We start from the raw sequence: 22,399 nt of genomic DNA on the forward strand, positions 1-22,399 counted from the left end.
CCGGAAAAATTAAATGCAATCTGCGACGCGGTTCTCCTGTTGGACCTTGCCTGCCGCCATGTGGATGAGCTGGTCGGCGACGTCGAAGTAGCGGTCGTCGTGGCTTATCACGATGATGGTCTTGCCCAGGCGCTTGAGGTCCGGCAGCAGCTCTGTGTAGAAAATTCGCCGGAACGTCGGATCCTGGTCGGCGGCCCATTCGTCGAACACCAGCACCGGGCGCTCCTCCAGCCAGGCGCTCACTAGCGCCAGGCGCTTGCGTTGGCCAGTGGACAGGTCGGTGGTGCTGAACACGCCGTCACGGATGCTGACCTTGTGAGCGATCTCCAGGCGCTCCAGGTAGCGACTGGCGTCGGCAGGTACTGGCCGGTCACCCTGGATGACATCGTCGAACAGGTAGTAGTCGGCGAAGATGGTGGTGAACAGCTGCCGGTAGTCGTCACGGTTTTCGGCCGTCACCGGCTTGCCGTCGAGGCTGATCGTGCCTTGCTGAGGTGCGTATAGGCCGAGCAGCAGCTTGATAAGGGTGGTCTTGCCGCAACCGTTTTCGCCGACGATGAACACGATGTCGCCTTGCTTGATGCTCAGGTTCACCGGACCCAGATGAAACGGCTCACTGCCTTCCACGCGGGGGAAGGTGTAGCTGACGTCCTGCAGCCGCAGGGTGTGCAGGGCCTTGTCGGCGGCGCGGGTGTCATCCAGCAGCAAGTGCGGCTCGGGCGATGAGAACTGGCGTGACAGTTCGGCGATGCGGCGGAAGGCGATCTGGGCCTTGCTGATGATCGGCAGGGTGCTGATCAGGTGTTCCAGCGGGCCTTTCATGTACAGCAGCACCAGCACGAAACCGCTGGTGACGCTCTTGTCGCCTGTGGGCCACAGCGACTGCATGGCCAGGGCCACGGCGATGACCACGAAGAACAGCATCGAGCCCAGGGTCTTGGCGATTACGAAGGTGTTGATCGAGCGTACCTGGGTGGCGCAAATACGGTTGGCGGTGTCCTGGATGCCGTGCTGGAACATGCGTTTGCGGCGTGGGCGGTGAATGCGCAGTTCCTTGGCACCTTCGGCGATCGCGCTGTAATGCTTTTGCAGTTCATCCTCGGCTTCTCGGGCGCTTTCGAAGCCGCGCACACCCCACGAGCGGGCAACGAACTGCATGACCGAGCCGATGCCGATGGCCACCAGGATCACCAGGAACATCGGTATCGACAGGTGCGCCAGATAGCCCAGGCAGCCCACGGTGACGGTGAGCGAAACGGCCAGGGGCGCGAAGACGAAGGCGAAGTCGCTGATGGTGTCGACGTCATGGGTCAGCACGGGGATGAGGCGATGGCTGCGGTAGCGTTCGATCTGGTCGATCGGCGCTGCCAGCACCTTCTCGCCCAGCTCACGGCGCAGGCGCGCGATGATGTGCTGGCCGACCCAGTTGGTGCCCATGTCCGAGCAGATCGAGCTGAACAGCGCCAGCAGGCACAGCCCGGCAAAACCCAGGACCACGCCTTGAGTCAGGCCGGTGTCGCTGTGCAGGGCCGAGTTGATGGTCGCCAGCAGGGCGGTGACACTGAGGCCACCGACCATGCCCAGGATGATCGAAACCGTCACCAGGGGCCAGAAGGGTTTGAGCAGGCCGAACAGTTCGCTGACGGCGCCACGTGGTTTACTGGTCATGGGTGTCTCCCGAATCACGCGTGGTTAGGGGCCATCAGAGTTCGCGAGCGACCCGGAAGCCGAGGAAATCGCCGCGCACATCGGGTGCGCGGTTGTTGCGGTTGCCGGAGCGCGAGAACACCGGGGCTTCGCCCCAGTCGTTGCCACGCATCACTCGCACACTGCAGTCGCCGCCGGACCAGACGCTGCCATCGCTCGGCGCACCGTCGTAGCCGTCGTGCCAGCAGTCGGCCGTCCACTCATACACGTTGCCGTGCATGTCGTAGACACCGAAGGCATTGGCCGGGTAGCTGCCGACCGGGGCGGTGTACGAGTAACCGTCGGTGGGGCCGTAGGTGTTGGCGTGCTGGGCGATGCTGTACCTGGAGGCGTCGCCGTTATCGAAGGGGAAGGGGAACGGGCCGGTTGAACCGGCGCGCGCGGCATATTCGCGCTCGGCTTCGCTGATCATGCGATAGGTGTGGCCGGTTTTTTTCGACAGCCACTTGGCGTATTGCTCGACATCGAACCAGCTCACGCACACGGCAGGCTGGCGCTGGCCCTGTTTGTAGGTCGGCTTGCTGGCGGCGCAGAAGCGCCCTGGGCGGGTGTCGCCGTCGGCGATCTTTACCCCGCTCTCGCGGATATAGGCATCCAGTTCGCCTGCGGTGACATGGTAGCGGCTGATGGCGAATGGTTTGGCAAAGGTCACGGTGTGCTGTGGACCCTCATCGCCCTCGCGCCCGGGCTCATCCTCGGGCGTACCCATCACGAAGCTGCCGGCGGGCAGCACCACCATTTCCGGGCAGGCCGCCTTGCAGTCGCGGAAGACTTCGCCTGGGGTGGGCTGGCTGGCGGCCTGGGCACTGGCGGCGCCCAGACCAAGCACGGCCAGGCAGCACAAGTGGCGCAAGCGAGGCGTGAACCGGGGGGATGAGGTGAGGCGTGCATCATCGGACATGAAGTAGATTCCGTCAGCTGTTGGCTAAGAAAAATCAGGCGCGCAGGCGTTGGCCCAGGACGTCGACCAGGCGGTCGATCTCGGCTTCGGTGTTCAACAGGCCAGGCGCGGTACGCACGACCGGCCCGACATCGCGATCGACCGCATCGACCACGATGCGCTGGCTGTTCAGGTGCGCTGCTATGGACTCGACGTCCTGGCCCTTGACCCGGAAGAAGGTGAAGCCCGCTGAATGGTTAGGGCTGCGCGGCGTCACCAGTTCGATGGCGCGGTGCTGCGCCAGGCGCTCCTTGAGGTAGTCGTTGAGGCCATGGATGCGTGCCTGGATCGCCGCCTTGCCGTGCTGCAGATGCAGCTCGAATGCCTTGCCCAACGCCCAGCGATGCTCGAAGGCGTGGTAGCCACCTGGGGTCATGGTGGTGGCGAAATCCTCATTCTCCGAGAAGGTGGCGAAGGTGGGCGTAAGGTGCTTGAGCTCGGTGGAGGCGGCACAGATGATCCCGGTGCCTCGTGGGCCGAACATCCACTTGTGGGTGCCGGCGATGAAGTAGTCACACTGCAGGTCGGCGAAGCGCATGTCTTCGACGCCGAAGCCGTGCACGCCATCGATCACGTAGAGGATGCGGTCGTTTTCGTCACGGTTGCGGTTGGCCTCGTGGACCAGGGCGCCGATCTGCCCGACGGGCAGTTTCACGCCACTGCCTGAATGCACCCAGGTCATGCCCAGCACACGGGTCTGCGGCTTGATGGCGGCAGCAATGGTGCTTAGTACCTGGTCGTCGGAGACCTTGGCCGGGTCGTCGAACAGGCGCAGCTTACGCACCTGGGTGCCGTCACGCTGGCTGCGATAGGCGAGGATGTTGCGGGTGGAGTAATGCTCGTGTTCGGTGGTCAGGATTTCTTGCTGCGGGTTCAGGCGCAGGCCGCCGTAGATCATCCCGAGGCCTTCGGTGGTGCTGCCGGTGAGGGCGATCTGGCGTGGCTTGACTTCAAGATAGCGGCCTGCCCATTCACGCACCTCGGCTTCGTGCTTCCACTCGCTCTGGGTGTCCCACTCGACACAGCGTGCCGGGTGTTGGTCGAGTTGTGCGCGAAGGCTTGCGATCGCTTCGCGCACGGGGCGCGGGTGCGAGGTGATGAGGAAGTTGGCGAAGTGCGCGTAGTGGGGGTCGAGCTCGAACAGTTGGCGAAAACCGCTCCAGGCATCCGTGGCCGGAGGCGTGCGCGGCGCCGCCTGGGCGCTGCCCAGCAGTTGGCCGGCCAAGGGCAGCCCGGCTGCAAGTAGGCTGGCCTGCTTGAGGAAAGTACGACGGTCGTTCATGGGCGGCTCGCAGCTCAACGGGAAGAGGTGGCGGTCGGGCGTGCAGCGTTTTGCACTTGGCCCCAGACCCGTAGGAAGTTGCCACCCCATAGCTTGGCAATATCGGCTTCGCTGTAGCCGCGGCTGATCAGCTCGGCGGTGACGTTGCGCGCCTGGCTGGCATCGTTCCAGCCGGCGATGCCGCCGCCCTCGTTGAAGTCCGAGGCAATGCCGACGTGGTCGATGCCGACCTTGCGTACTGCGTAGTCGATGATGTCGCCGTAATCCTTCAGTGTTGCCTGGGGTTCTTCCTCAAGGATCGCGTACAGCGCTTCGGCGTACTGGCCGACTTTCTGCTCGGGCCAGCCGGCGATGATCGGGTCGCCGGGCATCAAGGCATTGGCCTGGTTGACCAGGGGCGGCAGACCGTACTCGGCGCGCAGGCTGTTCAGGCGCTCTTGCGACTTCTGGGTCAGCGGCTTGATGTAGGTGCCGAAGGCAACGATCTGGATGACCCCGCCGGTGCCCTTGATCAGTTGCATTTCCTTGTCAGTGAGGTTGCGCGGAATGTCAACGGCGGCCCTGGGGGCCGAATGCGAGGCCACCACTGGCGCACGGCTGAGTTCGACCACCTGGGTCAGGGCCTGGGTCGACATCTGTGAAACGTCGATGATCACGCCCAGGTCATTGAGCCGTTGCACCGCCTGGCGGCCGATGGCAGACAAACCGCCGAGGGCATCTGGGGTATCGTTGAAGAAGGGCAGCGGGCGCGAGGAGTCGGCCCAGTTGTTGTTGCCGATGTAGTTGAAGCCGAACATGCGCACGCCACGGGCGGCCCAGGTGTCCAGCTGGCTGAGGTCGTCGCCCAGGGCATAGGCATTGAGCATGCTGATGAACACCGCGAATTTGCCTTCGCCGTGCAGGCGCCGCATGTCGTCGGGGGTGTAGGCGATACCGACCTGGTTGGGGAAGTCTCGCACCATCGCGCTGATGGCGTTGTAGCGCACTTCCTGGGCATGTCGCCCGGCATCGACGAAACCGTCGGTGGGGTGGTGCGGGCCGTTGTCGCCGGTCCAGGACTCGGGCCAAGCGAAGACGGTCAGGGCAGCGCCGGACAGTCGCCCGCGCGCGGCTTTGGCCAGGTCGAACTGGCCCGGGCCATCCTTGTCAGCTTCGCGGCCTTCGGTGCCGAAGTCCAGCGGCAGGGTGAGATGGCTGTCGAACGAAATGATCCGCTCTTGCAGATCATTGGCCTGGCGCACGACCTCTATGGGGTAGCCGTCCTTGTCGAAGTGGTACCAGGCAGCCGCCCCGGCACCGACGGTCAAGGTGGCGGCCAGGCTGATATACAAGGCTTTTTTCCAGCGTGCTGTCGTCATTTCGGTCTCAGTAGGTTCACCGCAGAGGTTCGGGCCTGGGGCCATTGCTACCTGGAGGGAACGAGTGCACGCGGCAGAAATTTAACCGGCCCTCCAGTCACGGGCGCGCCGTCAGGACGGTTAAATTTTCTTGCCAGCTCAACGTTCTAGCCTTCGATGGGCCGTGTTAAGCGGCCATAACGACTGGCACAGGTAGTTCAATGACGATTTCTCGGAGAGGCTTCATCGCGGGCGTGGCACTGGCGGGCGTTACCGTGCCGGGGGCGCTGTATGTCCAGCGTCAGCTCACCCGAGAGGAATTCCCGGAAACCCCCGGCGAGGCGGTCGTGGAATTGGCTGATACGGCGACCCAGCAACTGGGCGACACCTTGCGCGGCATCTGGCGCTGGTCGTTCAAGGGGGCGCAGGCCGGCTTGCCGGGCTTGCAGGGCGAGACGCTGGAATTGTTCATCGATGTTGCGCAGAAGGGCCGCAGCATTCGCGGTTACCTCGATACCGCCGAGCGCTTGCGCAGCGGTGCCGAGCCACGATATCGGGTGCTCGGCGACTTGCCTGCCGACAAGCCGGGACGGTTACGCTGGCGCTTGTTCGACAGTGCCGATGGCGGCCGCATGCCGCGCTACGAGTGCCATCTCGTGCTGGATGAAGTGTGGGGGGTATTTGGCAATGCGGGGCCGGCCACCCTCAATGGCAGCATCCTCGACCTTGAGCGGCCATTGGCCATGCCCGAGCAGGACAATCGCTTCCTGGCCCACAAGCAGACCTTTCCCGAAGCCCGCGAACGCACCGCCTTGTCGCCGGCGATGATCGATTGGCTGATCGCGCCGGAGCATCGCCTGTTCCACCAGCTGTGGCACGCCTCCCGTGACAAATGGCACAAGCTCGACAAGGACAAGCGCAACGCATTGCGTGGCCTGGGCTGGCAGCCGGGGCCGCGTGACCGTGAGCGCGATGCCCGTGGCCGGCACAAGGACCGCAACGGCTCGGGTGAAGACTTCCTGTTCATGCACCGGCACATGCTCGGCGCTGCACGGGCCATCCAGGACCTGCCGTCATGGCCGCGCTTCCCCTTGCCACAGCCTGAACTTGAGCGCGATCGCCTGGGTTTCGCGCGTTACTTCGATAATCATGACGGCAATGCCTTGCCACCAACCTGGTTGGCTTACGATGATGACGAGTACACCCAGTGGGTGCGCGATATCAAAAGCGCCGAAACCTTTCATGGCAATTTCGAGGTGTGGGAGTCGCGTTACAGCGACCCCCAGTACCTGTCCCGGCTGACGTTGGGACAGTTCGGCTCGGAGCTTGAACTGGGCTTGCACGACTGGCTGCACATGCGCTGGGCCTCAGTCCCACGTGACCCGAGCAACGGCATGCCGGTGCCGATGGCGCGCACGCCGGATGATTTCGCGGCGCGCTGGTATGGCGCGCAGAACGACTTTCTCGGGGACCCGTTCTCTTCCCACGTCAACCCTGTGTTCTGGCGCTTCCATGGCTGGATCGACGACCGTGTCGAGGACTGGTTCCGCGCCCATGAACGATTCCACCCTGGCGCAGTCGTGCGCCAGGAGGTCAATGGCGTGCCATGGTTCGCGCCGGGGCGCTGGGTGGAGGTCGCCGATCCTTGGCTGGGGCCGGACACGCACGGCTGCAGTAACGTGGCGGGGCTGCGCCCAGGGCGTAGCGTGGAGATGGATCCGGAAACCATGAAGCTGGCCTTGCGCCTGATTTACAGCGACGAGGAGCGCTTTGACGGGCTGGTAGGCAAAGTGCCGCGCCGCCCCTGGTATGCTCGCCACCTGAAGGTCAGGCAGCGGTCGTGAACACCAGATAGCCTGACGCCCTAGCGCGTCGGGCTAACCGCTTGCCAGCCACCGCCCAAGGCTTTGTAAAGGGCCACGCTGGCCTGCAGTTGGCTTAGCTGCAGGCGGGCCTGCTGGTCCTGGGCCTGGTACAGGCTGCGCTGGGTGTCGAGCACGGTCAGCAAGGTCTCGGCGCCGGCGCGGTAGCGGCGCTCGGCCAGTTGGAAGGCGATGCGTGATTGTTCCACTTCCTGATCCTGCCACTGGCGTTGACGGTCCACCCCTTGGGTGGCGTTCAGTGCTTTTTCTACATCGGCGAAAGCGGCCAGGATGCTGGTGCGGTAAGCCTCCAGCAATTCTTCCTGTTCGGCCTCGGCCAGTTGCTGCGCGGCGCGCAGACGGCCTCGGTTGAACACCGGGGCGACCAGGCCACTGGTCAGGGTGTAGTAGGGGCTGTCGAAAATCTGCGCGAAGGTGCTGGCGCCGCTGCCGAATTCCACGCCCAGCGTGAGTTTGGGCAGCAGGGCTGCCCTGGCGACCTGCACATTGGCGCTGGCCGCGGCCAGGCGCGCCTCGGCGGCTGCGATGTCGGGGCGACGCGCCAGCAGCTCACTGGGTACGCCACTGGCGATGCGAGGCCAGCGCAGGTCAGCGAATGCTGCGGTACTGGTCGGCAGTTGTTGCACCGGTAGCCCCAGTAGCGTTGCCAGGGTGACCTGGGTGTCTTGCCACTGCTGCTCAAGTAGCGGCAGTTGGCGTTGCTGAGCGGCCACCAGGCTGCGCTGCTGGGCCAGCTCGAGTTGGGTGCTGGAGCCGGACTGCTGGCGGGCTTCGACCAGGCTCAGCACCGCTTGGGCGTTGCGCAGGTTGAGTTGGGCTATACGCAGCTGTTCTTTGAGAGCCAGGCTTTGCAGGTAAGTGTCGGCGACGCTGCCGAACAGGGTCAGCTTCACGGTCTGGCGGTCCAAGCGGTTGGCGTCGAGGCTGCGCAAGGCGCTGTCGCGGGCACTGCGCAGGCCGCCCCAGAAATCGATTTCGTAGCTGGCGCTGAGGTTGGCATCGAACGAGGTGCTGGTGCGCTCACTGCTGCTGGCATCGAGCTGATCGTTGCCCTCGCCGCGCAGCAGGCGCTGGCGGCTGGCATCCAGGCCGAACTGCACCTCAGGCAGCAGCGGCGCGCCGGCGATTACTGCCCGCGCCTGGGCCTGGCGTACCCGGGCTGCAGCCGCGGCCAGGTCGTGGCTGTTGTTTCGGGCAATCTCGATCAACTGGTCAAGCTCTGGGCTGGCGAAGGCCTGCCACCAGCGTTGATCAGGCAGTGCCTGTGCCTTGCTCGCAGTAGGGCTTTGCCAACCGGCGGGCGGGGCTATGCCCATAGTTGGCGGCGTTGGCGTGGAGCAGGCGAGAAGTGACAAGCTCAGGGGCAGCAGGCAAAGGTGGCGTGGCAATGTCATGGGCTATTCGCTGGTAAGGGCTTTGACCGGGTCAAGGCGTGCAGCCTTGCGTGCTGGCATGAAACCAAACACCACCCCAGTGATGACGGCGCAGGCAAATGCGCCAACAATGGCAGGCAGGGCGAACGCCACGGCAATGTCGGCCAGGGTAAGGCTGGCGCCGACCACCAGGGCCAGGGCGATGCCGGTCAGGCCGCCAACCATCGACAGCATGATCGCCTCGCTCAGGAACTGCCGGAGGATGTCGCGCTGGCGGGCGCCGGTGGCCATGCGGATACCGATTTCACGGGTGCGCTCGCGCACGGTCATGAGCATGATGTTCATCACTCCGATACCGCCGACCAGCAGCGAGATGGCGGCAATGGCCCCGAGCATCAACGACAGGCTGTTCTGCGTGCGCGCCTCGGCCTGGATCAGGGCGGCATCGTTGGTCAGCTCGAAATCGTGTTTGCCCTGGTGGCGCTGGCGCAGCAGGCGGTCGATGGCCGCTTCGGTGTCCTTGACCTGGCCTGAGTCGCGCGCGGCAATGGCGATATAGTCCGGGTCGCGGTGGCCGAACAGGCGGATGGCCGCTGCCGAAAATGGCACCACGATGCGCCCGTCGCTGTCCTGGTCGCCAGAGCTGGCGCCTTTGCCGGCAAGGATGCCGACCACTTGGAACGGTACATTGCCGATCAGCAGGTACTGACCGATAGGGTTGCTGCCAGGGGCAAGCATCTTTTCCCGGACTTTCTGGCCGATCACAGCCACCGCTGCGCTACTGGCCTCGTCGGTCTCGGTGAAAAAGCTGCCTTCAACGGCCGGCCAGTTGAAAATCTCCGGGAAAAAGGTGTTGTTGCCGCCCACGTAGAATTGCTGGCTGTTGTTGCCGTGGCGGACCATCATCTTTTCGCCGAGCACCGGCATGATGTGTTTGACCTGCGGCAGCTCACCGATCGCCGCAACATCGTCCAGGGTGATGCGCCCAGCCGGTTCGCGCAGGGTCGGGGGGCTGCCATTGAGGTATAGGATGTTGGAGCCGAAGGCGGCCATCTGTGCCATTACCTGGCGTTTGCTGCCTTCACCGACAGCCAACATCACCACCACCGACGCGACTCCGATGATGATTCCGAGCAGGGTCAGTGCCGTGCGGAAGCGGTTGATCCACATCACTCGCCATGCCGCCTGCAGCGATTCGAGCAGTTCACCTTTCCAGGCACCGTGCTGGGTTGCACCACGGTCCAGGCGCTGGCGCAGTTCTTCTGCCTGTATGCCTTTGTGGGCATGGGCGGGCGGCTGGTCGGCGGCGGAGTCACTGATCACCAAGCCGTCGCGAATCTCGATAACCCGGTGCGCCCGGGCAGCCACTTCGCGGTCGTGGGTGATGAGGATGATTACATGGCCCTGGCTGGCCAGCTCGTCGAGCAGCGCCATCACCTCGGCGCCGCTATGGCTGTCGAGGGCGCCGGTTGGTTCGTCGGCCAGGATGATGTGGCCACCGTTCATCAAGGCCCGGGCAATCGAGACCCGTTGCTGCTGGCCACCGGATAATTGATGCGGACGGTTGGCGGTGCGGCTGGCCAGGCCCAGGCGGCCGAGCAGGGCGCTGGCGCGGGCCTGGCGTTCGGCGGCTGGGGTACCGGCGTAGATGGCTGGCATCTCGACGTTTTCCTGGGCTGAGCCGGAGGGGATCAGGTGGTAGCCCTGGAACACGAAACCGAAGGCCTCACGGCGCAGCCAGGCCAGTTCGTCGCTGTCCAGCTCGGCAACGTCCTTGCCGGCGAAGCGGTAGCTGCCGGCACTTGGGCGATCGAGGCAGCCGAGGATATTCATCAGGGTCGACTTGCCGGAGCCGGAGGCGCCGACGATGGCGACGAATTCGCCGGCATGCACGCGCAGGCTGATGCCGCGCAGGACTTCTACCCTGGGGGTGTCGACGCCGCCGTACGCTTTACGGATGTCACAGAGCTCGATCAGGGGCGTGGCCATTCAACCTCCGCTGGCGGCAGGGGCGCCGATGACCAGTCGATCACCTTCACTGAGGCCATCTAGGATCTGCACCCGCAAGCGGTCGCTCAGACCGGTGCGCACCTTGCGCTGTTCGACCTTGCCGTCGCGGCCGAAAACCTGGGCCAGGCGTAGGCCTTCGTTGTCGCTATCGTCCAGTGCGGCCAACGGGGCACTAAGCACCTGGCTGGCCTGGCCGACGACGAAAAACACTTGGGTGGTCATCTCTGCCATGAGGGCGCCATCGGGGTTGTCCACGTCCAGCAGCACGGTGTATTGCACGACTTGGCTGCCGGTGGCGCCGGCGGTGGCGCTGGCTGGGCTGCCGCCGCCCTGGCTGGTCTGGTCCAGTGGCTTGGGCGGAATGGGCAGCACCTGGCGCACGGTGCTGGTCCAGCGGCGCTTGCCGCCGGCCAGGGTGGTGAAGTAGGCGGTCATGCCAGGCTGGATCTTGCCGATATCGGCCTCCGAGACCTGGGCCCAGACGGTCATGGGGGACAGCTTGGCGATGCGCAGGATCAGCGGCGTTTGTTGCTGGGCGTTGAGGGTCTGGCCTTCACGGGCATCCACTGCCACTACCGTGCCGTCCATAGGGGCGAAGATGCGTGTGTAGCCCAGTTCGGCTTCGTCGCTGCGCAAGCTGGCGTTGGCCTGGCGGATCTGGGCCTGGTACATGTCGATGCGTGCCTGGGTCACGTTGAGCTGGGCTTCGGCCGTTTGCAGGTCTTCTTCGCGTGTGGCGCCGACCGCTGCCAGGTCGCGCTGGCGCTTGAGCTGCTGTTGGGCGAGTCTGAGCTGGGCGCGCTGCTCTGCCAGCTGCGCCTTGAGATTATCGATCGAGAAGCGCCCGGCATCGAGCTTGGCCTGCTGCGTGGAGGGGTCGATCTCGACCAGCAACTGCCCTTTGTGGACTTGATCACCAACCTCGACGTGCAGGTTGCGGATCTGCCCGGAGGCTTGTGCACCGACGTCTACGTAGCGCCGCGGCTGCAGCGTGCCCAGCGCTGTTACGCTGCTCTCGATGTCGGCGCGGGTAACGGCAACGGTACTGACCGGCTGCGCGCCGAACGGCAGAGATGTCCAGGCCAGCAGGCTGCCAAGGCCAAGCAGGCCCAGGCCGCCGAGGAGGAGGCGACGGCGAGTGTGGGTTGAGCGTCTCATGCGGACTTCCAGCCAGGGATAAAGGCCACGCGCAGCCAATCGCGGTGCGCAGGGAGGTCACAGTTAGACGAACGCTGGCAAGGCAGATTTAGGCAGGATAGTACGCGCCGGTGTGTTGCTGAGAATAATTATAATTTGTAGTATTCCACACTGATATCACTCAGTCCCCAAGCTGCTGATCAAGGGCCGGCAGGACGCCCTCAGGTACCCTCGTGGAACATTACTATCGTGAACTGGTGAGCTTTCTGTCTGCACGCTTGGGTAGCCGTCAGGCGGCGGAGGACGTCGCTCACGATGCTTATCTGCGGGTCCTGGAGCGTACTGGCAGCGAACAGATCGAGCATCCGCGTGCGTTCTTGTATCGAACCGCGCTGAACCTGGTTGTCGACCGGCACCGGCGTCAGTTGGTGCGCCAGGCCGAGCCGCTCGATGCCCTGGATGCCGATAGTCGGCTGCATAGCTCTGAGTTGCAGCATGACCTGCAGTTGGACCAGCGCCTGGCACTGATGCAAAAGGCCCTTGATGAGTTGAGCAGGCCCTGCCGTGACAGTTTTCTGTTGCGCAAAATCGAGGGGCTGTCCCATCAGCAGATCGCCGAGCGGCTGGGCATCTCGCGCAGCCTGGTGGAAAAGCACATCGTCAATGCCATGAAGCACTGCCGGGTGCGCATGCGGCAATGGGAATCCTGATTGCCAGGTTAAAGGCAAATGCAAATTCCGTCAGTCAATCACTTGATTTATGCGGCTTTCCCGACTTCTATCAAAGAAGACCGCTGCCAGGCATGGCCCTGGCAATAGCCGTTACCGGCGCAGTATGGTCATGGAGCGCACCCATTACCCAACTGCCCAGGTCCCACCATGGCAAACAAGACCCTGCGCATCCTCATCGCCGACGCACACCCGTGCCAGCGCCTGCAGCTGGAGCGGTTGCTCAATGGTTTGGGCTATTACCGGATAGCCCCCGTGGCTAGCTTCGAGGAACTGCAGCGCCTGGTGCAGTGCGCCTTGCAGCCCTTTCACCTGTTGCTGGGCAATATCGAGTTGGCCAGCCATTGTGGCGTCGATCTGGAGCGTTTCTGCCGCGTCAGCACACAAATCCAGCATGCCCTGCTTTACCATTCCAGCCAGTTGAAAGTGCCAGCAGTGCCGCAGACCGAGCGCCAGGCGGTCAGCCTGAGCCTGCCTCAGGCGCCCGATAACGAGGCGTTGGAGACGTTCATGGCAATCATCGACGCCCCGATGGTGGTCGGCAGGCTACCGCTGCCGGGCACGCTGCCGGCCAGTACAGCGCGGCCACGGCCGCGAGCCAACTTCGCGCATACGGTATTCAACCGCTAGCGGTGCCGCCGGCGGGGCAATCGGGCAGCTATTTGTTATGCTCTTGCCCTTTGCCGATCTGCGGACCCTGCCATGACTGCCATCGATACCGCTCGCCCGCCCCGGTTCAGCCGCGGCGACCATCGGACCCTGGGCCTGGCGGCGCTGGGCGGCGCGCTGGAAATCTACGACTTCATCATTTTCGTGTTCTTCGCGCTGACCCTCAGCCAGCTGTTCTTCCCGCCCGAGATGCCCGAATGGCTGCGCCTGCTGCAAAGCTTCGGCATTTTCGTCACCGGCTACCTGGCGCGGCCGCTGGGCGGCATCCTGATGGCGCACTTCGCCGACCATCTGGGGCGCAAGCGGGTATTCAGCCTGAGCATCCTGATGATGGCCCTGCCGTGTCTGCTGATCGGTGTGATGCCGACCTATGCCGACATCGGCTATGCCGCCCCGCTGATCCTGTTGGCCTTGCGCATCCTCCAGGGGGCTGCCGTAGGCGGTGAGGTGCCAAGCGCCTGGACGTTCGTTGCCGAGCACGCGCCCAACGGGCGGCGCGGCTATGCCCTGGGCTTTCTGCAGGCCGGGCTGACCTTCGGCTACCTGCTGGGGGCGCTGACCGCAACTTTGCTGGCGCAACTGTTCACCCCGCAGGAAATCCTCGATTACGCCTGGCGCTACCCGTTCCTGTTGGGTGGGGTGTTTGGTGTGATTGGTGTGTGGCTGCGCCGCTGGCTCAGTGAAACACCGGTGTTCCTCGCCCTGCGCGCGCGCCAGGAGCAACCTGTGACGTTTCCGCTGCGGCAAGTGCTGGGCGAGCACCGCCGGGCGTTGATCCCTGCTGCGTTGCTGACCTGTGTGCTGACCTCGGCGGTGGTGGTGCTGGTGGTGATCACGCCGACGGTGATGCAGCAGCGTTTCGGCATGAGTGCCGGGCACACCTTCGCCCTGAGCAGCGTGGGCATCGTCTTCCTCAACATTGGCTGCGTGCTGGCCGGGCTGCTGGTCGACCGTGTGGGTGCCTGGCGCGCGCTGATGCTGTATAGCCTGTTGCTGCCGCTGGGTATCGGCGCGTTGTACGCCAGCCTGGTGGGGCAGTGGGGCATGACCTGGCTGGCCTATGCGCTGGCGGGGTTGAGCTGCGGCGTGGTGGGGGTGGTGCCCTCGGTGATGGTGGGGCTGTTCCCGGCGCAGATCCGCGTATCGGGCATTTCCTTCACCTACAACGTGGCCTACGCACTGTGGGCCAGTACCACGCCGTTGGCACTGATTGCGCTGATGCCGTGGAGCCCATGGGTGTGTGTCGGGTTTTGTCTGATCATGGGCGCGGTGGGGCTGCTGACGGCCCTGTATTTCGGGCGTCGTGAGCCATTGGTGTTTGCGGCGGAGCCGATACCGGTCATGTGCGGCGACAAATGAGCAGGTGCATGTCTTGGGTTGTGTAGCAAGGCTTGCACCGAGCGCCGCCCGCGCGGCGCATCGCGAGCAAGCTCGCTCCTACATTTGTTCCGGGCCAAGTATGCCTGTGGGATTTGCGCGCGAACGCCCTGGCGCATGGCTCGATATCGCGTCGTACAAACAAGGCGGTCGCGCGCGCCTGGCACAGGATGGACTGGCTCGAAACAGATGTAGGAGCGAGCTTGCTCGCGATGCGCCGCGCGGGCGGCGCTCGATCTGATAGGCGCTGAACCTCTCACGGCGAACACCTCGTAGGTCCAGACGCATACTCACAACAAAAAGCCCCCGGCCCATAAGGACCGGGGGCTTTTTGTTGCCGCAAGGGCAGGGGCCTTACATGTTCGGGTAGTTCGGCCCGCCAGCGCCTTCAGGGGTGACCCAGGTGATGTTCTGGGCCGGGTCCTTGATGTCGCAGGTCTTGCAGTGCACGCAGTTCTGCGCGTTGATCTGGAAACGCTTGTTGCCGTCTTCCTGGGTGACCACTTCGTACACGCCCGCCGGGCAGTAGCGCTGGGCAGGCTCGTCGTACAGCGGCAGGTTGCTGGCGATCGGTACGCTCGGATCGGTCAGCTTCAGGTGGCAGGGTTGTTCCTCTTCGTGGTTGGTGCTGGAGAGGAATACCGAGCTGAGCTTGTCGAAGCTGAGCTTGCCGTCCGGTTTCGGGTAGTCGATCTTTTTCGAATCGGCGGCCAGCTTGAGGCAGGCATAGTCCGGCTTGGTGTCATGCAGGGTGAACGGCAGCTTGCCACCGAACCAGTTCTGGTCGACATAGTTGAACGCCGCGCCCAGCAGCGGGCCGAACTTGTGCATGGCCGGGCCGAAGTTGCGGCTGGCGAACAGTTCTTCGTACAGCCAGCTGGCCTTGAAGGCGCTGACATAGCTGTTCAATTGATCGCCGCCTTCGCTACCGGCGATCAAAGCGTCGGCCACTGCTTCGGCGGCGAGCATGCCGGACTTCATCGCGGTATGGCTGCCCTTGATCTTGGCCACGTTCATGGTGCCCAGGTCGCAACCGATCAGCGCGCCACCATTGAAGACCATTTTCGGCAGCGAGTTGATGCCGCCCTTGGCCAAGGCGCGGGCGCCGTAGCTGATGCGCTTGCCGCCTTCGAGGTACTGGCTGATCACCGGGTGGTGCTTGAGGCGCTGGAATTCGTCGAACGGCGACAGGTAGGGGTTGGCGTAGGACAGGTCGACGATCAGGCCGACCACCACCTGGTTGTTTTCCAGGTGATAAAGGAACGAGCCACCGGTGTTTTCCTTGGCCACCACGTCCAGCGGCCAGCCGGCGGTGTGCACCACCAGGCCTTGCTCGTGCTTGGCCGGGTCGATTTCCCAGATTTCCTTCAAGCCGATGCCGTAGTGCTGGACGTCGGACTCGCTGTCGAGGTTGAAGCGCTTGATCAGCTGCTTGCCGATATGCCCACGGCAGCCTTCGGCGAACAGGGTGTACTTGGCACGCAGTTCCATGCCCGGGGTATACAGGCCGTCTTTCGGGTTGCCTTCGCGGTCGACACCGAGGTCGCCGGTGACGATGCCGCGAACCACGCCGTTGTCGTCGAACAGCGCTTCCTGGGCGGCGAAGCCCGGGTAGATTTCCACGCCGAGGTTTTCGGCCTGCTGGGCCAGCCAGCGGCACAGGTTGCCCAGCGAGATGATGTAGTTGCCATGGTTGTGCATGGTCTTGGGCACGAACAGGTCAGGCACCTTGGTCGCGCTGCCGGCATCCTTGAGTACGTAGATGTCGTCGCGCTTCACTTCGGTGTTCAGCGGTGCACCGAGCTCTTTCCAGTCGGGGAACAGCTCGTTCAGGGCGCGGGGCTCGAACACTGCGCCAGAGAGGATGTGGGCGCCGACTTCAGAGCCTTTCTCCACCACGCAGACGCTGATTTCGCTACCGGCTTCGGCGGCCTTCTGCTTCAGGCGGCAGGCGGCGGACAGGCCCGCCGGGCCGGCGCCGACGATGACCACGTCGAATTCCATGTATTCGCGTTCCACTGGTTCTCTCCTACTCATCAAGGCTCGTGCTGTTGCTTTGTCTTATGGGTGCGGGGCATTTGCAGCGGTTCTACGCAACGGCGGAACTGTAGCTGGGCAAATGACGGACTACACCGTTTTGTCTTGGCCGCGCATTATATCTACACCACTTGGCGGGTCCAATACAAACGTTTGTTTGAATTTGCCGCAGGCCAGTAAAATCACAGGAACGCGGCTGGAGGGTGACCGATTTGCCGTATTGACCGGAATGGGTGTTACGGTCAAGATACGAGCGGTTTTACGTTCGCCGTAGGCTTGCAGCCGGGCGCAGGTACACCTCTAAAGACCAGGTGTGGAGCAGGGTTTTGCGGGCTTAGGTCGGTTTGTAGTGGAGTTTACACGCCACGACAGGAAATGACCCGTGAGGATTTGTCGCAAGAGTCCGAACAAGACTGTTTGGTCACTGTGAAGTTGCTGCCTCCCGATACGTTTTTAGAGGTGCCCTTGTACCCACGCGCATCGCTGGGCTCTGCCCCAGGCGACTATCTATTCACCGGAGAGTAACGAGGAATCCATGAAGGTTCTTGTAGCTGTCAAACGAGTGGTCGACTACAACGTCAAGGTTCGCGTCAAAGCGGACAACTCCGGCGTCGACCTTGCTAACGTCAAGATGTCCATGAACCCCTTCTGCGAAATCGCCGTGGAAGAAGCCGTACGCCTGAAGGAAAAAGGCGTTGCGACCGAGATCGTCGTGGTTTCCGTCGGCCCGACCACTGCCCAGGAGCAACTGCGTACTGCCCTGGCCCTGGGTGCCGACCGTGCCATCCTGGTAGAAGCCGCTGACGAACTGAACTCCCTGGCCGTGGCCAAGGCGCTGAAGGCCGTTGTCGACAAGGAGCAGCCGCAGCTGGTCATTCTCGGCAAGCAGGCCATCGACAGTGACAACAACCAGACCGGCCAGATGCTGGCCGCCCTGACTGGCTTCGCCCAGGGTACCTTTGCGTCCAAGGTCGAAGTCGCTGGCGACAAGCTGAATGTCACCCGTGAAATCGATGGCGGCCTGCAGACCGTTGCACTGAACCTGCCTGCGATCGTCACCACCGACCTGCGCCTGAACGAGCCACGCTACGCGTCGCTGCCGAACATCATGAAGGCCAAGAAGAAGCCGCTGGAGACTGTTACTCCAGACGCACTGGGCGTTTCCCTCGCCTCCACCAACAAGACCGTGAAGGTTGAAGCCCCGGCTGCCCGCAGCGCGGGCATCAAGGTCAAATCGGTGGCCGAACTGGTCGAGAAGCTGAAGAACGAAGCGAAGGTAATCTAAATGACTATCCTGGTTGTCGCTGAATACGAGGCCGGCGCCGTAGCCCCGGCCACCCTGAACACTGTCGCTGCAGCCGCCAAGATCGGTGGTGATGTGCACGTCCTGGTCGCTGGCCAGAACGTCGGTGGCGTTGCCGAATCCGCTGCCAAGATCGCCGGCGTTGCCAAGGTGCTGGTGGCTGATAACGCCGCCTACGCCCACGTCCTGCCGGAAAACGTCGCGCCGCTGATCGTCGAGCTGGCCAAGGGTTACAGCCATGTGCTGGCCCCGGCTACCACCAACGGCAAGAACATCCTGCCACGGGTTGCCGCGCTGCTGGACGTGGACCAGATCTCCGAGATCATCTCGGTCGAGTCCGCCGACACCTTCAAGCGCCCGATCTACGCGGGTAATGCTATTGCCACCGTGCAATCGAGTGCGGCCATCAAGGTGATCACCGTGCGTACCACCGGCTTCGACGCCGTGGCCGCCGAAGGTGGTTCGGCTGCCGTCGAGGCTGTTGGCGCTGCCCACAACGCCGGTATTTCGGCTTTCGTTGGCGAAGAGCTGGCCAAGTCCGACCGCCCAGAGCTGACCGCTGCCAAAATCGTCGTTTCCGGCGGCCGTGGCATGGGTAACGGTGACAACTTCAAGCACCTGTACAGCCTGGCCGACAAGCTCGGCGCTGCGGTTGGTGCTTCGCGCGCCGCAGTCGACGCAGGCTTCGTGCCGAACGACATGCAGGTCGGCCAGACCGGCAAGATCGTTGCGCCACAGCTGTACATCGCCGTCGGTATCTCCGGCGCGATCCAGCACCTGGCCGGCATGAAAGACTCCAAAGTGATCGTGGCGATCAACAAGGACGAAGAAGCGCCGATCTTCCAGGTGGCCGACTACGGCCTGGTCGCTGACCTGTTCGAAGCGGTTCCGGAGCTGGAAAAGCTGGTCTGATCCGCCTGCTTCACTTATAAAGAACCCGGCCCTCGTTTTGAGGGTCGGGTTTTTTTATGGCTTGAGGGGTGAGGGATGACGTTGCGCGGAACGGGCAGGGTGCTGGCATGTGTGGCGCTGTTGGTGTCACCACTGGCCATGGCCGCAGGCAAGTGCGAGCGCCTGGTGGCGACCGGCAGCCCTGATGCGCCGCCCTATTCGTGGCAAGACCCGAAAGACCCCGGGCACCTGATTGGCGCCAACGTCGACCTGTTGCGCCAGGTGGCTGGCGAACTGGGTGTGAAGGTCGAGGTGCTGAGTGCCGGTCGCCGTGATCAGGCGCTGGAAGAGGTGCGCAGTGGGCGCATGGACCTGCTGCTCGACACCCCCTTGCAGGTGGAGCAACTGACCGCGCTGGACTACATCCATCCGCCGTTGCAGCTCAATGAGTACCTGGTGTGGACCCGCCATGATGCAGCGGTGACCTTTGATGGCCCGGCCGATCTGGCCAGATACCAGGGCAGTTTGTCCGAGCGTGCACGCCTGACCCCGGCCTTTACTGCGTTCGCCAAGGCACAGCTCAAGCTGGTGCCGGCGCAAAACCTGACCCAGGCCTTTCAGAAACTGGTACTCGGCCAGGTGGACTATGTGCTGGCTGGCCGTTACTCCGGTATGGCCATGGCCCAGAGCCTCGGCATGAGCAATGACCTCATAGCCCGCGGCTTGCCGGTGGACAGGCCGGGCCTGTACCTGGCGCTGTCGCACAACTCGGCGTGTAATGACAGCTGGTTGCGTGGGCAATTGGCAAAAAAACTGACAGAATTGCCGATCTCTGGTGCATCCGAAGCTGTGCTGCAACGAAATGTCGAGCGCTGGAAAGCGCAGATGCAGGTACCGGCGGACGCCCCCAAACACTAGGAAGATTGCGTGAGAACCCAACCACTAATCCTTGCCCTGGCCGTGCTCGGCCTGGCTGGCTGCGCCAATGATCCGGCCCCTGAAGAGCAGATGCGCATTTCCGAACAGGCACTGGACCAGGCCAAGGCCGTCGGCGCCACTGAGCAGGTCGAAACGCTGAAACTGGCTGAAGACAAGTTGGCCCGCGCCAAGTCCAACATGCTTACCCAGGACTACCGCGATGCGCGCATGCGCGCTGAGCAAGCCGAGCTGGATGCGCGCCTGGCCGAGGCCCAGGTGCTGAACCAGAAGAGCGAAGAGCAGCTGCAGGTGCTGCAGTCGCGGGTCAAGCGCTTGCGCAAGCAACTGGAGGTGCAGCCATGATCCGTCGTACGCCTTTGGCTGCACTGGCATTGTTGGCGCTGACGGCAGGTTTGCAAGGTTGCGCCAGCCAGCGCAGCAGTGCCGCGCTGGATGAGGCCACCGTCGCCTTCCAGGGGGTCAAAGATGATTCCGATGTGCTGCGCAGCGCACCGCGTGACGTGATTCGGGCGGGTGAGTCGCTGGCTCGCGCCGAGCGCCTGTCCAGTTACATCGGCACCGGTTCCGATGTGCGGCATTATGCTTACCTCAGCCAGCGCTACAGCGAGATTGCCCGCGAGCATGCCAAGCTGGCGCTGAACCAGGAGCGCCAGGCCAAGCTCGACCTGGAGCGCCAGCGCCTGCAGCTGGCCTTGCGTGAGGCCAAACTGGCCAGCGTGCAGCAGCAGGGCAAGTGGGTCGAGTCGCAGATTGCCGCGTTGGCTTCGGAGCAGGCCGACCGTGGCTTGGTGATGACCTTGGGCGATGTGCTGTTCGATACCGGCAGTGCCGACCTGAAGAACTCGGCCAGCCGGACTGTGCTCAAGCTGGTGCAGTTCCTGCAGCTCAACCCGCGCCGGGTAGTGCGTATCGAGGGCTATACCGACAGTACTGGCGCGGGCGAGGAGAATCTCAAGCTGTCGCGCGACCGGGCGCAGTCCGTGGCTGACATGCTTGTGGACCTGGGCATCGACGAAAAGCGCCTGCAGGTTGAAGGCTATGGCGACCAGTACCCGATCGAGGCCAATGCTTCGGAGCGGGGCAGGGCGCAGAACCGTCGGGTGGAGATCGTATTCTCCGATGACAAGGGGCGGCTCGCACCGGCGCGCTGAGTCTTGTAGAAATGGGCCGCTTTGCGGCCTGTTTTATGTCGGTTTAATCGTTTCGATAGCTGTCACGCTGTTGTATTGTCGACTACGTTGCAATCTGTCCCAGTACACTTTGCAACTGTTACGGTATCCTCTACCGTCAGTGACCCGTACAAGAACAACGAGCATGTCGACATGACCAACCTGCTGCTGTACCAGCGTATCGCCCAGCAACTGGCCGATGATATCCGTCGCGGTGTCTACCAGCCAGGCGAGCGGGTACCCTCCGTGCGCAAGATGAGCGCCCAGCTCAATGTCAGCCATGCCACGGTGTTGCAGGCCTATGCCAATCTCGAGGACCAAGGGCTTATCCGGGCGCGGCCGCAGTCTGGCTATTACGTGCACCAGACCCCTGCCTTGACCGCGCAAACCCCCGACATCGCTCGGGTGGAGCGCCCGGGCCTGGTCACGCGCGCCAGCATCATCCAGCAGGTGCTGACTGAGGCGCGCCGCGATGGTGTGTTCCCGTTTGGCGCTGCTGTGCCGCATGTCGACTACCTGCCAGTGCGCGCCCTGCATCAGCAAATCGCCAAGGTGACGCGCTTCCATAGCCCGCGCGCCTTCAGTTACATGTTCAGCCCCGGTTTCGAGCCGCTGCGCCGACAGATCGCCATACGCATGCGCGATGCCGGCGTGCTGGTCGACCCGCGCGAAGTGATCGTGACCCATGGGTGTGTCGATGCCCTGCAGATGTCGCTGCGGGTGCTGACCCGCCCAGGTGACCTGATCGCCGCCGAGTCACCGACCTATTACGGCTTGCTGCAGCTGGCTGACCTGCTGGGTTTGAAAGTGATCGAAATCCCCAGTGACCCGTCCACCGGTATCAGCCTCGAAGCCTTGCAACTGGCGGCTAACCAATGGTCGATCAAGGCGCTGGTGCTCACTGCCCGCTTGAGCAATCCGCTGGGCGGCACCGTTCCCGAAGAGCGGCAAAAGCAATTGCTGCGCCTGGCCTCGGACTTCGATATCCAGATCATCGAGGATGACATCTACGGTGAGCTGATGTTCGAGCAAGGCAAGACCAAGGCGCTGAAGGCGTTCGACCGGCTGGACCGGGTGATCTACTGTTCGAGCTTCTCCAAGACCCTGTCCCCTGGCGTGCGGGTGGGCTGGATGATCGCAGGGCGTTACCAGGACGAGATTCAGCGCCTGCAGACTTTTACCACCCACTCGGCCTGTAGCGTGACGCAGATGGGCGTGGCAGCCTACCTGGAAAATGGCGGCTACGACCGGCATCTGCGCTACATACGCCAGGAATATCGCAAGAACCTCAGTGCCTACCAGCTGGCAGTGCAGCAGCACTTCCCCGAGGGTACCCAGATGACCCGGCCGACAGGCGGCTTCATCCTCTGGGTGAGCCTGCCCGGTCGGGTCAATACCCAGGAGCTGCATGTGCGCGCGCTGGAGCAGGGCATCAGCATTGCACCAGGACTGATATTCAGTAACACAGAGCAGTTCAACCACTGTGTCCGACTCAATTGCGGCATACCTTGGAATAAAGAGGCCGAGCGGGCTGTGATTACGCTCGGTTTGCTGGCGCAGCAGTTGTGCAGGGAGACTGCGGTCACGCTGTTGTAAGGCTTGCAAGCCGCCTGTGGA

The 22,399-nt window shown here is 63.4% G+C and carries 18 protein-coding genes; 10 read left to right on the forward strand and 8 right to left on the reverse strand.

Annotated elements, in window-relative coordinates; translation table 11 throughout:
* Positions 1-9 precede the first annotated feature (9 nt).
* The 4 genes from ACF8FB_RS00100 to ACF8FB_RS00115 are packed head-to-tail and all read right to left on the reverse strand — an operon-like array spanning position 10 to position 5,287.
* Positions 10-1,668 carry a cyclic peptide export ABC transporter gene (locus tag ACF8FB_RS00100; protein WP_392510758.1) on the reverse strand — a complete coding sequence of 553 codons (1,659 nt, stop codon included), beginning with the start codon at positions 1,666-1,668 and terminating at the stop codon, positions 10-12.
* A 34-nt stretch (positions 1,669-1,702) separates the two neighbouring features.
* Positions 1,703-2,608 carry a formylglycine-generating enzyme family protein gene (locus ACF8FB_RS00105; RefSeq protein WP_392509413.1) on the reverse strand — a complete coding sequence of 302 codons (906 nt, stop codon included), beginning with the start codon at positions 2,606-2,608 and terminating at the stop codon, positions 1,703-1,705.
* Between the two features lie 34 nt (positions 2,609-2,642).
* Positions 2,643-3,929, reverse strand: a complete 1,287-nt coding sequence (locus ACF8FB_RS00110) for an aminotransferase class V-fold PLP-dependent enzyme (RefSeq protein ID WP_392510760.1) — start codon at positions 3,927-3,929, stop codon at positions 2,643-2,645.
* A gap of 14 nt (positions 3,930-3,943) precedes the next feature.
* Positions 3,944-5,287, reverse strand: a complete 1,344-nt coding sequence (locus ACF8FB_RS00115) for a dipeptidase (RefSeq protein ID WP_274146711.1) — start codon at positions 5,285-5,287, stop codon at positions 3,944-3,946.
* A gap of 200 nt (positions 5,288-5,487) precedes the next feature.
* On the opposite strand from ACF8FB_RS00115, the gene ACF8FB_RS00120 reads away from it, so the two are divergent.
* Positions 5,488-7,110 carry a twin-arginine translocation signal domain-containing protein gene (locus ACF8FB_RS00120; protein ID WP_010954967.1) on the forward strand — a complete coding sequence of 541 codons (1,623 nt, stop codon included), beginning with the start codon at positions 5,488-5,490 and terminating at the stop codon, positions 7,108-7,110.
* A gap of 20 nt (positions 7,111-7,130) precedes the next feature.
* Here the strand turns inward: ACF8FB_RS00120 and ACF8FB_RS00125 are convergent, their stop codons facing one another.
* From ACF8FB_RS00125 to ACF8FB_RS00135, 3 genes are read right to left on the reverse strand one after another with little or no spacing between them, the layout of a single operon-like run.
* Complete coding sequence (locus tag ACF8FB_RS00125; RefSeq protein ID WP_392510762.1) at positions 7,131-8,543, reverse strand: efflux transporter outer membrane subunit; 1,413 nt, start codon at positions 8,541-8,543, stop codon at positions 7,131-7,133.
* A gap of 3 nt (positions 8,544-8,546) precedes the next feature.
* Positions 8,547-10,511: a MacB family efflux pump subunit gene (locus ACF8FB_RS00130; protein WP_010954965.1), complete on the reverse strand. Its 1,965-nt coding sequence runs from the start codon at positions 10,509-10,511 to the stop codon at positions 8,547-8,549.
* Positions 10,512-11,690, reverse strand: a complete 1,179-nt coding sequence (locus ACF8FB_RS00135; protein WP_392510763.1) for an efflux RND transporter periplasmic adaptor subunit — start codon at positions 11,688-11,690, stop codon at positions 10,512-10,514.
* A gap of 212 nt (positions 11,691-11,902) precedes the next feature.
* Between ACF8FB_RS00135 and ACF8FB_RS00140 the strand changes: the two genes are divergently transcribed.
* The 3 genes from ACF8FB_RS00140 to ACF8FB_RS00150 all read left to right on the forward strand — a co-directional run bounded on the left by ACF8FB_RS00140 (position 11,903) and on the right by ACF8FB_RS00150 (position 14,425).
* On the forward strand, positions 11,903-12,379 hold the full coding sequence (locus ACF8FB_RS00140; RefSeq protein ID WP_010954963.1) for a sigma-70 family RNA polymerase sigma factor: 477 nt from the start codon (positions 11,903-11,905) through the stop codon (positions 12,377-12,379).
* Between the two features lie 168 nt (positions 12,380-12,547).
* Complete coding sequence (locus tag ACF8FB_RS00145) at positions 12,548-13,027, forward strand: hypothetical protein (RefSeq protein WP_010954962.1); 480 nt, start codon at positions 12,548-12,550, stop codon at positions 13,025-13,027.
* 72 nt (positions 13,028-13,099) lie between these two features.
* The gene (locus tag ACF8FB_RS00150; protein ID WP_010954961.1) at positions 13,100-14,425 is read left to right on the forward strand and encodes an MFS transporter; all 1,326 of its coding nucleotides are present in this window, start codon (positions 13,100-13,102) and stop codon (positions 14,423-14,425) included.
* Positions 14,426-14,797: 372 nt separating this feature from the next.
* On the opposite strand, the gene ACF8FB_RS00155 is transcribed toward ACF8FB_RS00150, so the two are convergent.
* A complete protein-coding gene (locus tag ACF8FB_RS00155) occupies positions 14,798-16,480 on the reverse strand; it encodes an electron transfer flavoprotein-ubiquinone oxidoreductase (RefSeq protein ID WP_010954959.1) in 1,683 nt (560 codons plus the stop codon).
* Between the two features lie 535 nt (positions 16,481-17,015).
* Here ACF8FB_RS00155 and ACF8FB_RS00160 point away from each other — a divergent pair.
* From ACF8FB_RS00160 to ACF8FB_RS00185, 6 genes are all read left to right on the forward strand, one after another.
* Positions 17,016-17,765, forward strand: a complete 750-nt coding sequence (locus ACF8FB_RS00160) for an electron transfer flavoprotein subunit beta/FixA family protein (RefSeq protein WP_003254232.1) — start codon at positions 17,016-17,018, stop codon at positions 17,763-17,765.
* Entirely contained in the window at positions 17,766-18,695 is a 930-nt protein-coding gene (locus tag ACF8FB_RS00165; RefSeq protein ID WP_010954958.1) for an electron transfer flavoprotein subunit alpha/FixB family protein, read from the forward strand.
* A gap of 75 nt (positions 18,696-18,770) precedes the next feature.
* Entirely contained in the window at positions 18,771-19,592 is an 822-nt protein-coding gene (locus ACF8FB_RS00170) for an ABC transporter substrate-binding protein (RefSeq protein WP_010954957.1), read from the forward strand.
* A 9-nt stretch (positions 19,593-19,601) separates the two neighbouring features.
* Positions 19,602-19,955, forward strand: a complete 354-nt coding sequence (locus tag ACF8FB_RS00175; RefSeq protein WP_010954956.1) for a DUF4398 domain-containing protein — start codon at positions 19,602-19,604, stop codon at positions 19,953-19,955.
* Positions 19,952-20,764 (forward strand): OmpA family protein, encoded by an 813-nt coding sequence (locus tag ACF8FB_RS00180; RefSeq protein ID WP_010954955.1) that lies wholly within the window; start codon positions 19,952-19,954, stop codon positions 20,762-20,764. The genes ACF8FB_RS00175 and ACF8FB_RS00180 overlap by 4 nt, the downstream gene beginning before the upstream one ends.
* A gap of 171 nt (positions 20,765-20,935) precedes the next feature.
* Positions 20,936-22,378 carry a PLP-dependent aminotransferase family protein gene (locus tag ACF8FB_RS00185; protein WP_003254223.1) on the forward strand — a complete coding sequence of 481 codons (1,443 nt, stop codon included), beginning with the start codon at positions 20,936-20,938 and terminating at the stop codon, positions 22,376-22,378.
* Positions 22,379-22,399: the final 21 nt, after the last annotated feature.

It is taken from the genome of Pseudomonas sp. yb_2 (assembly GCF_043103905.1).
Lineage (GTDB): Bacteria > Pseudomonadota > Gammaproteobacteria > Pseudomonadales > Pseudomonadaceae > Aquipseudomonas > Aquipseudomonas alloputida.

Coding starts and splice junctions, on each gene's coding strand:
- ACF8FB_RS00100 (WP_392510758.1), bottom strand. CDS start 1,668: ATGACCAGTAAACCACGTGGCGCCGTCAGCGAACTGTTCGGCCTGCTC.
- ACF8FB_RS00145 (WP_010954962.1), top strand. CDS start 12,548: ATGGCAAACAAGACCCTGCGCATCCTCATCGCCGACGCACACCCGTGC.
- ACF8FB_RS00110 (WP_392510760.1), bottom strand. CDS start 3,929: ATGAACGACCGTCGTACTTTCCTCAAGCAGGCCAGCCTACTTGCAGCC.
- ACF8FB_RS00150 (WP_010954961.1), top strand. CDS start 13,100: ATGACTGCCATCGATACCGCTCGCCCGCCCCGGTTCAGCCGCGGCGAC.
- ACF8FB_RS00170 (WP_010954957.1), top strand. CDS start 18,771: ATGACGTTGCGCGGAACGGGCAGGGTGCTGGCATGTGTGGCGCTGTTG.
- ACF8FB_RS00155 (WP_010954959.1), bottom strand. CDS start 16,480: ATGAGTAGGAGAGAACCAGTGGAACGCGAATACATGGAATTCGACGTG.
- ACF8FB_RS00160 (WP_003254232.1), top strand. CDS start 17,016: ATGAAGGTTCTTGTAGCTGTCAAACGAGTGGTCGACTACAACGTCAAG.
- ACF8FB_RS00135 (WP_392510763.1), bottom strand. CDS start 11,690: ATGAGACGCTCAACCCACACTCGCCGTCGCCTCCTCCTCGGCGGCCTG.
- ACF8FB_RS00165 (WP_010954958.1), top strand. CDS start 17,766: ATGACTATCCTGGTTGTCGCTGAATACGAGGCCGGCGCCGTAGCCCCG.
- ACF8FB_RS00185 (WP_003254223.1), top strand. CDS start 20,936: ATGACCAACCTGCTGCTGTACCAGCGTATCGCCCAGCAACTGGCCGAT.
- ACF8FB_RS00120 (WP_010954967.1), top strand. CDS start 5,488: ATGACGATTTCTCGGAGAGGCTTCATCGCGGGCGTGGCACTGGCGGGC.
- ACF8FB_RS00180 (WP_010954955.1), top strand. CDS start 19,952: ATGATCCGTCGTACGCCTTTGGCTGCACTGGCATTGTTGGCGCTGACG.
- ACF8FB_RS00125 (WP_392510762.1), bottom strand. CDS start 8,543: ATGACATTGCCACGCCACCTTTGCCTGCTGCCCCTGAGCTTGTCACTT.
- ACF8FB_RS00115 (WP_274146711.1), bottom strand. CDS start 5,287: ATGACGACAGCACGCTGGAAAAAAGCCTTGTATATCAGCCTGGCCGCC.
- ACF8FB_RS00130 (WP_010954965.1), bottom strand. CDS start 10,511: ATGGCCACGCCCCTGATCGAGCTCTGTGACATCCGTAAAGCGTACGGC.
- ACF8FB_RS00105 (WP_392509413.1), bottom strand. CDS start 2,608: ATGTCCGATGATGCACGCCTCACCTCATCCCCCCGGTTCACGCCTCGC.